This window comes from Pleomorphochaeta naphthae, assembly GCF_055396005.1.
The window spans coordinates 1,827,423-1,843,315 of record NZ_AP042457.1; the positions used below are offsets into that span (position 1 = coordinate 1,827,423).

At 29.7% G+C, this 15,893-nt stretch carries 15 protein-coding genes and 1 pseudogene; 4 read left to right on the forward strand and 12 right to left on the reverse strand.

The genetic code is table 11. The annotated features are described in order from the left end of the window. Positions 1-311: 311 nt before the first annotated feature. The 3 genes and pseudogenes from ACZ5SO_RS08295 to ACZ5SO_RS08305 all read left to right on the forward strand — a co-directional run. Complete coding sequence (locus ACZ5SO_RS08295) at positions 312-1,640, forward strand: S41 family peptidase (RefSeq protein ID WP_464623981.1); 1,329 nt, start codon at positions 312-314, stop codon at positions 1,638-1,640. 33 nt (positions 1,641-1,673) lie between these two features. After that, the gene (locus tag ACZ5SO_RS08300) at positions 1,674-1,829 is read left to right on the forward strand and encodes a hypothetical protein (protein ID WP_464623982.1); all 156 of its coding nucleotides are present in this window, start codon (positions 1,674-1,676) and stop codon (positions 1,827-1,829) included. Between the two features lie 43 nt (positions 1,830-1,872). Next, positions 1,873-2,256 (forward strand): annotated as a pseudogene (locus ACZ5SO_RS08305) (IS21 family transposase); the annotation flags it as partial. 219 nt (positions 2,257-2,475) lie between these two features. On the opposite strand, the gene ACZ5SO_RS08310 reads toward ACZ5SO_RS08305, so the two are convergent. From ACZ5SO_RS08310 to ACZ5SO_RS08335, 6 genes are all read right to left on the reverse strand, one after another. Beyond that, positions 2,476-2,607 carry a hypothetical protein gene (locus ACZ5SO_RS08310; protein ID WP_464623983.1) on the reverse strand — a complete coding sequence of 44 codons (132 nt, stop codon included), beginning with the start codon at positions 2,605-2,607 and terminating at the stop codon, positions 2,476-2,478. A 78-nt stretch (positions 2,608-2,685) separates the two neighbouring features. Beyond that, on the reverse strand, positions 2,686-3,144 hold the full coding sequence (locus ACZ5SO_RS08315) for a transposase (RefSeq protein WP_464623984.1): 459 nt from the start codon (positions 3,142-3,144) through the stop codon (positions 2,686-2,688). An 83-nt stretch (positions 3,145-3,227) separates the two neighbouring features. Then, entirely contained in the window at positions 3,228-3,458 is a 231-nt protein-coding gene (locus ACZ5SO_RS08320) for a hypothetical protein (protein ID WP_464623985.1), read from the reverse strand. A 305-nt stretch (positions 3,459-3,763) separates the two neighbouring features. Beyond that, the gene (locus ACZ5SO_RS08325) at positions 3,764-3,934 is read right to left on the reverse strand and encodes a GH36 C-terminal domain-containing protein (protein WP_464623986.1); all 171 of its coding nucleotides are present in this window, start codon (positions 3,932-3,934) and stop codon (positions 3,764-3,766) included. Beyond that, on the reverse strand, positions 3,879-4,079 hold the full coding sequence (locus ACZ5SO_RS08330; RefSeq protein ID WP_464627857.1) for a hypothetical protein: 201 nt from the start codon (positions 4,077-4,079) through the stop codon (positions 3,879-3,881). Before ACZ5SO_RS08330 ends, ACZ5SO_RS08325 begins: the two co-directional genes overlap by 56 nt. Beyond that, positions 4,049-4,513: an alpha-galactosidase gene (locus tag ACZ5SO_RS08335; RefSeq protein WP_464623987.1), complete on the reverse strand. Its 465-nt coding sequence runs from the start codon at positions 4,511-4,513 to the stop codon at positions 4,049-4,051. The genes ACZ5SO_RS08330 and ACZ5SO_RS08335 overlap by 31 nt, the downstream gene beginning before the upstream one ends. A 439-nt stretch (positions 4,514-4,952) precedes the next feature. Between ACZ5SO_RS08335 and ACZ5SO_RS08340 the strand changes: the two genes are divergently transcribed. Then, positions 4,953-5,522, forward strand: coding sequence for a P13 family porin (locus ACZ5SO_RS08340; protein ID WP_464623988.1), 570 nt, complete (start codon positions 4,953-4,955; stop codon positions 5,520-5,522). A 148-nt stretch (positions 5,523-5,670) separates the two neighbouring features. Here ACZ5SO_RS08340 and ACZ5SO_RS08345 read toward each other — a convergent pair whose 3' ends face one another. From ACZ5SO_RS08345 to ACZ5SO_RS08370, 6 genes are all read right to left on the reverse strand, one after another. Beyond that, on the reverse strand, positions 5,671-6,762 hold the full coding sequence (locus ACZ5SO_RS08345) for a DUF362 domain-containing protein (RefSeq protein ID WP_464623989.1): 1,092 nt from the start codon (positions 6,760-6,762) through the stop codon (positions 5,671-5,673). A 157-nt stretch (positions 6,763-6,919) separates the two neighbouring features. Continuing rightward, complete coding sequence (locus ACZ5SO_RS08350) at positions 6,920-8,497, reverse strand: TolC family protein (RefSeq protein WP_464623990.1); 1,578 nt, start codon at positions 8,495-8,497, stop codon at positions 6,920-6,922. Beyond that, positions 8,494-11,520 carry an efflux RND transporter permease subunit gene (locus ACZ5SO_RS08355; RefSeq protein ID WP_464623991.1) on the reverse strand — a complete coding sequence of 1,009 codons (3,027 nt, stop codon included), beginning with the start codon at positions 11,518-11,520 and terminating at the stop codon, positions 8,494-8,496. The genes ACZ5SO_RS08350 and ACZ5SO_RS08355 overlap by 4 nt, the downstream gene beginning before the upstream one ends. 68 nt (positions 11,521-11,588) lie before the next feature. Further along, complete coding sequence (locus ACZ5SO_RS08360; RefSeq protein WP_464623992.1) at positions 11,589-12,686, reverse strand: efflux RND transporter periplasmic adaptor subunit; 1,098 nt, start codon at positions 12,684-12,686, stop codon at positions 11,589-11,591. Positions 12,687-13,390: 704 nt separating this feature from the next. Further along, entirely contained in the window at positions 13,391-13,726 is a 336-nt protein-coding gene (locus ACZ5SO_RS08365) for a hypothetical protein (RefSeq protein WP_464623993.1), read from the reverse strand. Between the two features lie 645 nt (positions 13,727-14,371). Further along, the gene (locus ACZ5SO_RS08370) at positions 14,372-15,745 is read right to left on the reverse strand and encodes an IS1380 family transposase (RefSeq protein WP_464623994.1); all 1,374 of its coding nucleotides are present in this window, start codon (positions 15,743-15,745) and stop codon (positions 14,372-14,374) included. Positions 15,746-15,893 lie beyond the last annotated feature (148 nt).

The window sequence follows — 15,893 nt, forward strand, 5'->3', positions numbered from 1 at the left end:
CTTCCTTTTCTAATAACGTATTATACTTAAGAATTGTGATGGTTTTGTGATGTAATTTATTTTTAGATGTACAAAACATTGTATTATATAAGTAAATTTTAGGTTTTATCTTTTTCTACATGATAAACAACAACATATTTACTAAGAATAGTTGTTATACTTAATTATAGTAATTATAAAGTCTAATCTTATAAATTAATCCTCTAAGATTACAAAAACTAGACACTTATATTTTATTTTGCAATAATTATTATAGCAAAAATATTTTCTTATCTACAGTTTTATTAAATCTATAATTATAAGGATATTATATGAAATTAAAATATTTTTTAGTTCAATTATTACTGCTAGTAATGTTAGTTATTACCTCTTGTCAATTACAGATAGGTGATGTATATCAGCTTCCAAATGAAGTAGTTGATATTTTAGAGCCTTGGGAAGGTGATATATATTTTATAGAAAATGAACTTCCTAAGCTACACAAAAATATTTTTCATAGTATAAGTAAAAAAGAGTACTTTGAGAAAATTGATAAATTAAAAGAAGAATGCAAGGACTTAGAGTTAGAACAACGATGGGTTAAAATCCGTTCCTTTATTTCATTAATTAATGATGCTCATACTTCTTATGGTTATACAATGACTGAGGCTTATCCTTTAAATTTAAAAGTATTAGATGATGGCGTTTTTGTAACGGCTGCTTTAAATGAAAATTATCATTTGGTTAGAGACTCAAGTAATACTAAAGCTGTAGGTGTTGAATTAATTAAAATTAATGGTATACCTATTTTTTCTGCTTCTCAAAACACTAGTGTTTTCTCAATTTTAAAATCAACGCTTTCTCATGAAAATGACTTCTACTTAAAATCTCTTCTATCATCAAGTTTACTTGACCCTAAATTACTTTATGGAGCTGGAATTACTAACTCAAAATCGAATTGTAATATGACATTCAAATTTAGAGATGATAGTGAAGAAACAATTTTCTTTGAAGCTAAGGATTTAAAAAATTTTAGGAATCTTGACTGGGCTGTATATTATGATAATTCTTACCCGGCAGATAAGACTAACCTTCCCCCTTATATAAAATTCAATGATAAAGCATATTATGGAGAATTCTATGAAGATGAAAAAGCCTTATATATTTTATATAATGCTTGTGTAAATGATCTAGATCAACCTTTTTCTAATTTTATTAATGAGCTTTACTCGCAAGTAAAAGAAAAAAATATTGATAAGGTTATTATAGATTTGAGAAATAACTCGGGAGGAAATTCAAATGTTATAAAACCGCTGTATTCTCTTTTAAAAAATGAATTAAATCAAGCTGAACTTTATATAATAATTGGATCAAAAACTTTCTCTTCAGGATTAATGAATGCTATTGAACTTTCTAATGATTATAATGGGATACTAATTGGAAGCCCAACTGGTGGTAAACCCAACCATTATGGTGAAGTAAAAGTAACTCAATTACCTTCCGGAAATAGAATTTCTTGGTCTACTAATTATTTCAAATTAATCAATGATGATAATATAGATTCTCTTTATCCAGATATCCCAATAGATATAACATCTCATGATTTCTTTGAATTAAAAGATCCAATTTTGGAATTTATCTTTGAAAAAAAAGATAATTAGAATAATTTAGATTATAAAAGCTTTATTCCACTTATGGAAAATAATGATTATTTGAATTATTACAATGATTCAAGATATCAATGGAAACTTTTTAAAATGACTTCTAATCAATATATTAAATATTTGAGCAAAGGTCATTACATTATTTCTAAAAAAAGGAAAGCTAAAGTTGCAGAACTACAACTTTAACTTTTGAATAATATAGTATACTAGATTCTAAATGAGGATATTTATGATTATTAGTAAAAAAATGAATTCTAACATTGAAATTAACAAATTAGAAGATTTAGTTAAATTGAAAACACTCATTGAAGATTCAAATTTAAAAGTCAATCTTTCACAAATAGCTAGAGAGTTAAGTTGTGATCGACGAACCGTAAAAAAATATATTAATGGTTATGAAAAAGTTTCAAAGCGAAAAAGAAAATCACCTATTGATGATTATTATTCAATTATAAAAGAACTTCTAAAAAGCAAAACAAAAACCTTTTACTACAAAAAAGTTTTATGGCAATATTTAGTAGATAATTATGGGTTAAAGGTAAAACAATCAACCTTCAGAGGATATATTTCTAGACATCCAGAATTTAATAAATATTTTAAAAACAAACAAAAATAAGCTTATTTTAACGGATTAATAATTAATTATATAAGTCCTTTAATCAGTAGTTTTAATTACTTTTGATATTTAAATTCCTTTTACAAATAACCTTATCAAGTAAATTCTTAATATATTTATTTAAAGCTACTTAATCTATTATTTGTAATTGTTTTATCTAAATCTGCTACTCTACACTAAAAGTAGCAGATTTAATTATTTTATTTTTATTTAAAATTAAATAGCTTTAATTATATAGAGTTGGGATGTAAAATCTCCAAAATCAGTCCCAACGGTTATTTTACCTTTATAATATTCACTTCTAGTTGTTCCATTAAAAGGAATTTCTAAGTTAAATCCAACATTCATTAATTCATCTCCTATAAAAGGTCAATAGTTTTTCACAGAAAACCATAACCTAATTTCTCCATTTTTCTTTATTAGAAGCTATACAGCTTCTGCTTGTCGCTTATTAAAATCACCTATTAATTTATTCATATCAAAAGGCTTTTTCTTCTTTAGAATTGCATAAATTACTCTACTAAAGTTTAGTGCAAAGGCAATTATACTTTTCCCACTACCTTTGTTTTTCTTCATTCTTTTATAATCATTAATTAGCGACAAATACCTTAATGATCTTTGTAGACGAAGCATACCCATTACAGCTTGTACCATTGCAGTTCTTAACTCTACAGGTCCATTCTTTGTTATATGTGTGGTAAATCCTTTCTCATTTGAAAACTTTACAAAAGGAGTGAGTCCACAATATGCTGTAAGCTGTTTGTAAGTTGCAAATCTATTTATATCATGGGCATATGCTCTAATGGTTGTAGCTGTTATTTTCCCTACACCTACAATAGTTTTTAGTAATAGAACATCTTCATCTTCTTGTACATTCCTCTTCAATTAATTCCTCTAAAGCCGTAACTTGTTCATCCAAAATTTCTAAAGTTTGAATGAAACTATTTAAGGTAGAGATACTCCTCTTCTTAAATCAAAGCGTGGTCTTCGAGACCTTTTAGAAGAAGCAGTCTCTTTTTCTTGCTTTGAAATTGAGTGGCAGTTGTTACTATCCCATATCCCAACATCATATTATCTGTCTTTTTAGCACTTAATGTTACAACCTTAAATTTTAAAGTATTAATAACAAGTGTAAAAAAGCCTTCTTTCTGCATTAAGTTTCTAAAGTATCTAGCATTAGAAGTAGCTTCTATTGCCATTGATACATGTGCAAATCAATTCCTACGCTAACAGTTTTGTTTTCCCAGTTAACTATTCTTATCTCATTGCATTTATTTTTTTATACACAAAATCAAAAATGGCTCTCTGTTCGGTAGTTGTTCCTCTCTCCTATTCGGCCTCAGTAAGTGGACCAGTGATTGATACGACTAAAACTCCTCATTCTCCAAAACAGTCTCATATTCTTGGACTAGTAAAACATGTCGAGTTAAAGTCTTGGCCATTCCTCAGTTGTGGGCCATATATTTTAACACACTATAGGAATATTGGTTCAACTACCTGCTATTTACCTTTTTATCACTCCTCCATAATAATCCTTTTCATTTATTTTATATAATACATTCTCATTTAAACCTTGAAGTTTAATTTTGTTTAATGGAGGATTTGGTGTAGCTAATATTTTATAATATGCTAAAATAGCTGTTTTTTTTATTTTGTGATATAACCATCCAAGCACAAGTATTACCCTTAAAAGGTGATTCTAAGCGAATAAACTTGCCAAATTGAATCAATTCTCTATATTCTTTAAAGAATTTGATATCTTCTTTCATTTTTTCAATTTCGCTTTCAGCTAACGCAGTAATATCCAATTCATATCCCATTTTATATAATCTAAATTAGTTTCTTTAATAATTTTAGACATTTTCTCATATAAATACTCAACAATTAAGTCATTTGAAAAATCTAATACTTGCTGATTTCTACCAATGCAAGAATCTCTTTTTTCCCTTTTTATAATCCAATCAGGATGTTTTTTATATAAATGGCTTTTTATATTTACCATCTCTGGCTCAAACCAAAGACCAAATTTCAATCCTAAAGACTTAATTTGTTTAGCAAGATTTCCAATTCCATTAGGCAGTTTAGTGAGGTATGTATCCCAATCTCCTAAACTTGTTGTATCACCATCTCTCTTTCCAAACCAACCATCATCTAGTACAAACAATTCTACGCCAATCTCTTTAGCCTTCTGTGCTAATTGAAGCAATTTTTCTTCATTAAAATTAAAATAAGTGGCTTCCCAGTTATTGAGCAAAATTGGCCTAACTTGATTTTTATATTTACTTTTTACGCTATTTTATAAAATCAAAAGTACTTTTATTTCCTTTTTAGAAAAATACCTTTTCCCCATAAAATATCCAATCATCATAATTTTATCATAACTAGATTAATCCAAAAACATAGTTCATTGTGATATTCTTTAGATTATTAAGTTTTTTCTTGTGTCTATATTATGGGGTCCAGTTTAGTTTAAAAATAAGTTTTTCTTTTTTAAGTTTTAAAGTAAAAGAAAAATAGTAAATTATTACTCTAATCTAATGTAATATTATAAATCTATTTTATGAAAAAGGGGTTTATATAAATTAGAAATTTTATTTCTACGTTAATATAAAAAGTTATAAAATTAATAATACTCATTCAAAGTCATCTGGATTGGATTTGAATTCGAGATAATAAGATTTAGGGGAAAATAAATGAAAAAACATCTTTTTTTATCAGTTATACTACTTCTTGGTGGAGTAAGTATTTTTGCGGCAAATGATAAAAACAATTATAACTCTGTAAAAACTAAATTATCTTATATAAATGATTATAATGAACAACAAATTTATGAACTTAGTCAAATGAGTTTAAATTTTTCGTTAAATCAGAAAGAATCATTATATTCTAGTAATAAAATCAGTGTTACAACCCCCTTTCTTTTGAATACAGTCTTTGGTTTTGGGCTTGGCTCATATATTCAAGGTGATATATCTGGTGGATCAATTACCTTAGCTGGAATGCTTTCTACTTTTACAGTTTTCTCTTTAGGCTATGGGGCTTCCTTACATTATGGAGAAAATATTTACTTAAATTGCCTAAGCATTGCTAGCTTAACTGCTCTAGTGGGGTTCAAAATTTTTGGAATGGTTAGGGTCTTTACTTATGCTTCAAATTATAATAAAAAATTATCAAAAGTTCTTAACTATGTTGCAATAACTCCTAAGGTTTCAAATAACAATGATTATAAACTTGATTTATCATTTAAAATTCCAATAACCTAAAATATGTATCCAAGGTTTTACTAATAAATTGAAATATTTTTTTTAAAAGTTTGTTCTTTTTTTGGACAACTTAAATTTTAGGTAATTTATATTAGCTATAAAACTCTCTGTGTTCTTATAGCTAATATAATTTAAGTAGTATATATATTTAACTATTTTTATTGATAAAATCTATCATATCACTTGCGCTAGGAGGACAGCCTTTTAAAGATTTACCTAGATTTTTGGTACAAATCCCAACACCTATTAGATTTTTATCAGTGATGTTTTTATATCCTTGTCCAATACAAATTTTTTTTGTTAAATGTAAATTTCTACTTTCATCCAGTCTTTTTAAAGCATGAATTAAATTACCATAACAAGCTGAACAAGCTTTATTAGGACAAGTATATTTTGCAAGATGTGAAACAATACCCTTAGGCTTACTAAAATCATCTACTTCAGGTTTGTTTAGATATGTGATTTTAGCAGTATCTAAATCATTTGAGCCAACACCTAACTCATTGGCAATATTTATATACTCTATATCAGATGCTTTATAACCTAAAAGTGAAGCTGAAAAAGTATCACATAAAACACTATCAAGAGCTATAAACATTCGGTTAGTTTGAATAGGAGTGCCACCTTCCTCAAAATCTAAATCACCATTTATTGAATCAACAATAACTAAATCAGCAGCTTTTATAGAATTTAATGTTGCTATGGGTTTCATTAAGCCTAGAGAATGAAATAATCTTTTTGAGTGATCTGATAAACAGCCCTTCATATTTTTTAGTGCACAGGTTATTAGAGTTTGACAATGGCCTTTTAAGACAGGAAGTGAAATTAAAAAGTCTATGTTCATTATTTCTTTACTAATTTCCATTGTTATTCCATTTGAAGTTTTTTTAATATATGTATCATCTTTTACATCAACTAAAGGTACATTGTACTTCTTGCTTATTTCATAATAACCATTAACTTTAAACCCTTGTTTAGTTGAATCTCCAATCCAGGCTGATTCAATAATTTTTATATTTGAATAGCCTAAGTTTTGTAAATATTCGATTATTTGGATTACTATCTCTGGATGAGTAGTAGCTCCACTATCAGCAGTTTTAGATACTGCTAGATTAGGTTTTAAGCCAATAACAGATTGCTTTGAAGGAATTAGTTGCTCAATATTTGCCTTGTTTAAAAGTTTTTGAGTCATTTCTTTGATTTGATTTCCGTATACTACAAAGATTTCATTTTTATCCATATTGTTTTCCTGTTTCTTGTATTCAATTTGGTATTATTCTTCTAGGATTATAAAATTTATTTTTATACCAATTAATATTATGAGATTACAATTGAATTTTTGCAAGTTCAATGGACTACCATTAATATTAACTTTTAATTAATATTAATATATTCTCTCAAATATCCACACCAAGGGCACTTAAATCTAAGGCTATCAACTCAAGCTCTCGTAAAGTCTGCAAAACCATGAAAGCAGAATCATACCAAGCAATTTCCTTTGCTCTAATGCTATTCTCATTAGCAAGCCCTATATCAAATCGAATACGTTCAACTTCTACATCATTATTACGCTGATTAACTTCATACTGACCGATAGATAGATTAAGCAATAAGCTATTAATATTTCTTTGAATCTCATCTACCTTCAATTCTATATTATCTCGGGCTTTCTCGACTTCTATCATAGCCTGTAAAACTGACTCTTCTGCCAAAGATGAGGATAGCTTCGTAGTTGATCGAGAAAAGTCTGAAGCACTAAATCCTATTGAAAAAGAAAAGAGAGGCGTACTATTAGTAAACAATTCATCAAAAGATGTTAAGAATCCAGTTCCTGTATTTGGGGAATAGTAAGGAGAAAATTGAAAGGATAAGGTAAGCATTGGTGCATCACTTGGATTCTTAAGCATTGCATCTATCTCAGCTGAACGTAGATTACCCAATGCTTGTGCATAGGAGTAATCTTTTGTTAAAAGAATTTTCACAAGTTCTTCTTTATCAAATATTATTGAAGGTAAGGTTTCAAATAAATCACTATCTACAATTACTTGTTTCGGGTATTCATTATCTCCCCAAAGAGTTTGTAAGGAGTTTTGAATTGTCTCTATTTGTCTTTCAATCTCAGTAAGGGAGTATCGTATCTGATTTAGATTAAGTACTCTTGCCTCATATGCATTACGACTTATCCTACCGTCTTCTAGGTCTTTCTTTGCATCCTTGATTGAAATTTTCTCAATACTAAGTTGCTCACCTAAGAGAAATCTACTCTCCTTAAGAGCTTGTAGTGTTGATAATTGATTAAGTCCCTGAACTACAAGGGTTTCTAGAAGTTGATTATATGAAAGTTTAGCATTCTCAGCTGATATATGTAGCTTTTCTATCTGCTTCTCTGAGTAATTAGAGTCTATTATACCATCTCCTACCCATAAGGGTTGATTGATAGTAAGACTCGCGGATGGGCTATGGGTCCATGTCCAAAAGGACCCCGCAGTGCTATTTTTTGTTATAGAAGATTTATGAGAGGCATTGAAAGTTGCAATAGCACCTGTTCCAAGTGTTTTAGAAATAGTCGTACCAACACCAAAAGTATTAGAAAGATCATAACCCCCAGTAGAAGTTTGGTTTAGGCTTCTGCTTAATGAATACAACGGTTGGGAAGATAAGCCAATCTTGAATCCTTGCTCTTTCTGTTGGTATTGCAGTTGCTTAAGTTGCATCCTATATAGGGATTGTAGTTGTTCAAGATCATAATTTCCCTTTAAAAGAACCAAGCGTAACTCTTTAGCTGCTTCAGAAAATGTAGAAAGAGAATTATCTTGCCATTGGTTTATAAATGTTTGAATTTTTTCTTGATCTAATACAACTTCATCTCCATTTTCTACCTCATATTGGACATCTAGAGATGGATAGGAATTTGCAGAAAGTGGAAAGGAAATTGCAATTAATATACTTAATATTGGTAGTAGGTGATTTTTCACTTTTCACTCCTTTTCTTCTTTTTGTCATAAATAGTTCCATATAACATAGGAATTATAAACAAGGTAGTTAGGGTTGAGAAAACTAGACCGAAGATAATTGTACTAGCCATAGGAGACCAAACCACAGAATACCCTCCTATTCCAATTGCTGTTGGCAAAAGACCAACAATGGTTGTCAGGGAAGTAAGAATAATTGGCCTAAGCCTTGTTCTAGCGGCTTCCATTACTGCTTCCTTAATAGATATTCCTTTATCTCGTAATTCATTGATAAAACTAATGAGTACAATTGCATCATTAACTGCAATACCTGCCAAAGCTACACTAGAGTAGATCACTGTTGTTGAAAGTGGAGTTTTTGAAACAAAGAGATATAGTACTACACCAATAAAGGCAAAAGGAATAGAAAATAATATCAATAGAGGCTGACTATAGCTGTTGAATTGAGTTCCTAGAATCAAGTAGATTAAAAATATACCGAGGATAAATACACGAATTATATCAAAAATTAAAGTACTAAAGTCGTCGAATTCCCCTCCTACGCCAAAAGTTACATCAGGATATCTATAAGAGAGACTTTGATTCCAAAGTTCTTGTACCTTTTGGTTTACCATTTGAAGATCTAAAGTTTCAATAGCATTTGCTGAAACAGTTATCTCGCGTTTACCCTCAACCCTACGTATTGATCCTAGAGAGTTGTCAAGCTCAATGGATGCAATACTAGAAAGTGGAATCTGCCTTCCATCTTCTGTAGGAATCAATAGTTGCTCAAGGTTTTCATATTGCCTAGAATCCGATGTTGCAAAACGTACTACAATATCTATTTGTTCATTATTCTCAAAGAAAATCCCCGCAGGTATATTATCAAAACGGGCACGTATATATGAGCCAACACTAGATACAGTTACCCCAAGTGCACTTGCACGCTCTTGATTTATTTTTATTCTAAGCTCAGGACTACCTGCCATGAAGTCACTCTCCACGTTTGTAACTCCATCAATGGAGGTTAATAAGTTAGCGATAGCATTGGAAGCATCAATAATTTGGTTATAATCATCACCTGAAAAACGAAAACTCAAAGGATCTGCTGTAGGTGGCCCATTTTGAGCTTTGCGGAAAAATACTTTTTCAACACCACTGAGATAGTAAGTTTCATTTTGTACCTCAGCAATAATTTCATCTATACTACGATTTCTTCCTTCACTCATCTCAGCAAGGTCTACAGTTATCTGAGCTTGAGTTGAATTAGCTTCTCCACTTCCCAGTGTCCCTATCTTGGTACTGATAGATATTATCTCTCCATTTCCCACTTTTTCAAGCAAGATATTCTCATACTGTGCTACTATTTTATTGGTTTGCTCTAAAGAAGTACCTCTTGGTGTAAGTATCTCAATATTGAAATAGGAATAATCCTCAGCTGAAAAAAGGTCTTGTCGAAGGGTACTTACCAAAGAAAAGACACCTATAGTAAGCATTAATGCAAGCAAAAGAGTGAGAATTTTAAATTTATAAACTTTTGCAAAGAGTTTTGAATACCCTTTTTGGATTTTAATAAACCAAGTACCTGGTTCTCTTTTATTCTTTTCTCTTGGCCCCCATTCGGCATAGTGACTTGGAAGGAAAAAAAGAGCCTCACCCGTACTGACAATAAGAGCTATCGTAACGGTTAAAGGGATAACCCTTAGGAACTTTCCTATAGTTCCAGGAAGAAGCATTAGAGGAAGAAAGGCTGCTACAGTCGTTGCAGTTGCAGCAACTACTGGCCATATAACTTGATTAGAGCCTTCTATTGCTGCATCATGCCGTAAAAGTCCATTAGATTGCAATCTATATGAATTTTCTATGATAACAATAGCGTGGTCAACTATCAGTCCTAAAACTAAAACTAGACCAAATAAAGTATTTGTATTGATTGTCTCTCCAAGCAAATCCAAAACTAAAAATGTTAAGGCAAATGTTACGGGTATACCTAAAGCCGTTATTATAGCATTTCTAAAGCCAATAAAAAGCCAAAGAATAATAACAAGCAAAAACAACCCCAAAACAGCGTTTGTAGATAGCACTGACAGACTTGATGCTATTTGGACAGTTGAATCATTAAATAGAGTGATATTCGCTCCTCCATTGTTCTCCCATCTAGCTTCTTCTACAATTTGAGTTACCCCATCAACAATATCAACTGAGTTTCCCTTCACTACTTTGATAACTCTCAAGTTAACCGAAGGGTTCCCATTAAAACGGGCAAGAGATGAATCTGGATCAAAACCATCAACTACCTCTGCTACGTCACTAACCCTTACCAAACCTGAGGAATCTGAAGAACGCCTTATAATTACAGAACCAAAGTCTGAGACAGTATCAATTGAACCAAGTGTCCTTAAGAGATACTCTCTAGAACCTGTATTTAATGTTCCACTAGGGATTGTACTATTTTGATCAGAAATAGCTCTGACCACTTCGTTAACACTCAACCCCTTTGAGATTAGACTACTGTTATCTAAGTTAATTAGAATCTGTTTATCTGGAAGCCCAAGTAGTTCAACATCAGAAACATCCTTAACCTTTAATATCTTATTCTGAAGCGATATAGCTTGTTCACGAAGCTGATCATATGGAAGGTTACCACTAATTACAACCTCGATAACAGGAAGAAAATCAGCTGATGAGAAATCATCGACAATTGGATCAAGTACACCATCAGGTAATGCTACTTGATTGAATCGAGTTTGAGCCTCTTGGTATAGAGAATTAAACTCTTGCTGTGTAATACCATCATCAAATTCAACCCTAACAACACTAAGCCCTTCACTAGTAGTTGAACTTATCTTTTTAAGTTTATTCATACCTTGAAACGCATTTTCAACTGGTATAGTTACTGAAGATTCCAAGTCTTCGGCACCAACTCCAGGGTAAGGAACTATTACGTTAACCCAAAAGAATGGAATCTCTGCAAACTGTTCTTGTGGTAAACGCGCCAAACTTAAGCCACCTAAAAGTAGGACTGTTATCATTAATATATTTACCATCACAGGCTTAGTTACAGAGAACCTGCCAATACTGAATACTTTTTGTTTATCCATAATAGGTTCCTTTATTAGTTATCTTGAGTTACGACAGAGGTTCCATCCAAAATACGAGAGAGAGCACTTACAAGGACTTTCTTTCCTACTAGGGTGATATCTTCATCAAGACTTTCTATGGCACTTTGGTCTCCATACTGGTCAACTATTTTTACATTAACCTGTTTTGCATTATCACCTTCTACCAAATAGACTGAGGTTACTCCATTTCTATAAACCATTGCTGAATTAGGAACCAAAGTATAAATGGGAGCCTCCTCATTGAAAATAATTACATCTGCGCTTATACCTGCTTTAATTATAGATGGTTTTGGATTTGTGAAATCAACTAATACCGACCAACTTCCTGTACTAGAATCACTGCTAGCACTAATACCACTTACCTTACCTTCAGCCTCGATAACCTCTGTAGGTGTCTTAATTGTTACAAGAGCTGGGGCACCTTCCTTAATAAGAAAAAGTTGAGTCTGCCCTACAGCTACGGTTAGGCGAAGGTTCTCAAGATCTACAACACGCACAATTTGCTCACCTGCTTGTATGAGATCACCAACAACAAGATTGTTTTTCTCAGCAACACTACCAGCTATTGGAGTTGTTATTTTGGTATTTTGTAAATTAGTTTTCACTTGCTCAAGTTGAGCAGCAAGCCCATCAACACTGCTTTGTGTTTGGGTCAACTGAACAAGAGAAATAGCACCACGTTCATAAAGTTGCTTATTGGCTTTAAGTTCTTTAAGGCTATTTTCATAATTGTTTTTCAATTGGCTGAAATTCAATAATGGAATAGTATCATCCAAAACCAAAAGGACTTGGTCTTTTTCTACTTTTGATCCCAAATTAAAATCGATAGACTTAATAACACCTGAAGCGCGGGCTTTGACATTTACTTCTTTAATACCTTGAATGGTCCCACTAGCTAGCACACGATCACGCAATGCAGCTTCTTTGATTTCAACAGCGGTGGATACCACTTGAGTATAATCAGTGGCTGCTGAAACTTCATCAAGTACTAGATTATCTTTTTCTTCTAAAGTTTTTTTATCACATGAATAAAAAAATAAGGGAGTAAATAACAATATAATAATGGATATAATATTTGTTGCACGGTTCATTTGGTACCTCTTTGTGTTAAATGCTATCGTCTATAATCTTGTACTACAAAAGAAAAAGTCTCAAAAAGGTCCCAAAAAAATAGATTTATTTACATTTGAAATATATAAACAATGAATTTGCAAGAATAAAATATGAAATGACTCTATCTTAAATAATAAAACAAAAAACTTATTCAATAGGGTTTATTAAGTGTTTTTAGATTTCTTACTAGAATTTCTTCTTGCAGTTTTTCTTAAATTCTAAATTAATATCTCTATCAGACATTTTAAACTAGTTCTTACACTACCAAATTTAAAACAGAAAATAAAAACATGAATTAGACACTTAACTTACAAAACAATTTAAAATAAAAAAAGTAAAAGTTAATAATATTGCTCCTAAACAACCTCTTTTAAATCTAGCTCCAAAAAATAAAATTTCATTATGATTTATACTCAATTTAGTTTCCTAAAGATAATTTACTTACTGTATCAATTTATCACAAAAAAGAATAACTATATTTCTTTCTGTCCTAATAAATTCTTCTAATGTTTTTTTGTTAAAACTTGTTAATAAATTTATAAAAAGTGCAATCTTAGATATTTTTAACTTAACCTTTACTATTTCACTCAAAATAACATAATTAAATAATACCATCGTTGTATTTATCATGCAAGTTAATTAACAATAAATAAAAACTCTGAACAACAATTTTTACTCTAAATTAATTACTCAAACGAGATTTACATTTAGGACATTTTGCTCCAGCTAAAATACAATCATGACAATAATGTTCATCACAATTAGAGCAATAATAGTTCACCCCTTCAATTTTATTTCCACATTTTGAACATAAAGATTTTTCAAATTCACTATATTCGTCTGGGAAGTTCTGCTTAGAAAGAAACTCTAACTTATTATTTATACTTTCAAGTAATTTGATATTTATATTTATTTTATAATACCAACAAATAAAATTTCTAATTGCTAAAAAAATAACAAAAAGAATAGCGATTACTATCAATAATGAAACAATTAATACAATTGAATTTACATACATACAAAACCTCTTAGTTTTCTAATAAAATTAATTTTAGTTTACATGATTTTTATTCTAAAGTACATTATTTTATTACAATATTTTGCTAATATTTTACATTCTTACTCGAGATATCCAATACAACCCCAACTGTATCTTCATATAAAAAAGAAGTATTAAATACTCTTGTTATAAAACGTTGATTACAAAACAAGCTTAATTAGATTAAATGGGCATAATTATTATTTTGTACCAAAAACACTTAAATGTTTTATCACACCATCAATTTCATTTAGTCTTAATAATATAATAAAATCTGATTGAGAGTAATAAATTAAAATTTTTAGCTACAAAAGCTTCATTTTAAATTTAAATGTATTATAATAAAGAATAAATATCTAAGTCCTAAATCCGTATAAATCTTAATAATTGATAATTATAGCTAATTTTTGGCTATTTTATAATTGAATTATTTTGTTGTACGGATTTTATCTTGTCTATTTGTTTTAGCAATTTCTATTTTTACATTTTATTCCATTATTTTGATAGAAGAAAGAATAATATTTTTAATTTTTTCCAAATACAACTTTTTTCAGTCATACTAAACTCTTCTAATTGATATTAGAAGTATTATTTCTGTTGTTTTGTATTTATATTATTTGAGTGTTAAACAGAAAGCGGAAAATATATGTTAATAAATTTATCAATTCTTAATAACAACCCTGTCCAAGGATTATTCTTATAGAGTCGAAGCACTTTATTTCTTCCTTTTCTCATATATCTGGCACTAGTATAAATAATATCTCTTAATATTGTCTTCATTCTAATTCTATCTTTATTACCCTTAGTTCCTTCAGGTAAATAGAATTGATTTAATAATGTAATATCTCCAATTATTCTCAAAATGTTATAAGCATTAGTAATAGCTGCTAATAACATTTCATTTACTCTATATTTACCAGATGCTAATCTTTCAAAGTTTAAATCAGTTTTTATTTCACTATGATATTGTTCACTTGTTGCATGATCATGATATAGATTAACTACTGTTATTGCATCTTCAATAAGGTTAGTCCAATAAAGCTCTACTTCTATTTCTGGAAATAATAATATATTACCTTTTTTATCTTCATAAATCTCTTTTATCTTAAATGCTATTTGAGCCTTATTTGTAACATTTTCTTTTCCTACTGGATACATTTGGGTAAAATAACCATAGTATACAGTTGTTTGTCTATAATCATATGATATCTTTTTATCATATAATGATTTAGCTCTTTCTAATAAATCTTGTGAATAGTCGTTTCTTCTACATTTTTTCTTGATAATAAAGTTAACATTATTTTTATCAAGTACATTAATAGTTTCTACACTATCATGACCACTATCAAATCTACACAACACTTTACTATAATCTTCTAAAGTAAGTATCTCTTTAGCATTATCCAATACCTTTTGAACAAACGGTATTGAATCTTTTTGAGAATGTTGTTTTCCAGGTCTAAGTTCAGCTCCAATACAATAAGAGCCTAAGTAACTCATAAGTGGTGCAAACCCATCTTCCCCTTTATATGTTCTAGAACATTCTTCTTTATTGCATTTAGGATTAATCATAGGTGTTACATCAAAATCTAATGGAATATATTTTTCACTTATCTTTTCACATGGGAAAGAAACTTTCTTTAGTAATTCAATATTAACTAAATTACAATGTTCAATAAAATTTGCACTACGTTCTTTCTCTAAATACAATCTTAGTGTTTCTTGAGCAGGAGTGAATTTAAGATTTAAACATTCTTTAAATACTTCATTATTTCTAAATTGCTCTACATCAGAAAAATTAGTAAATCCCATAGAGTTTAAACCAACTAAGGTTTTATATATAGTTTCATTTTCTAAAAGACTTTTAGATTTAAGGGTATCCAAATCATATTCAGCATTATCATTAACTTTCATCATTGCAAATGTTAAAATTTTAGAAATTAAGTTTAAACCTGCTTTACTCTCTAGTGTAATTGTTGTAGAATCAAAATCAATCATTTGGCCTCTCCTGTTACGTTTTTTGTGATAATTTAATTGTAACATAAGAGGCTTTTTTAGTCTATAATTTACTATACATATGTTGATATATTTTACTTATTTTGTATTCTATACGGATTCAGGTAAGTATTTTAAATTTTAAATTTAG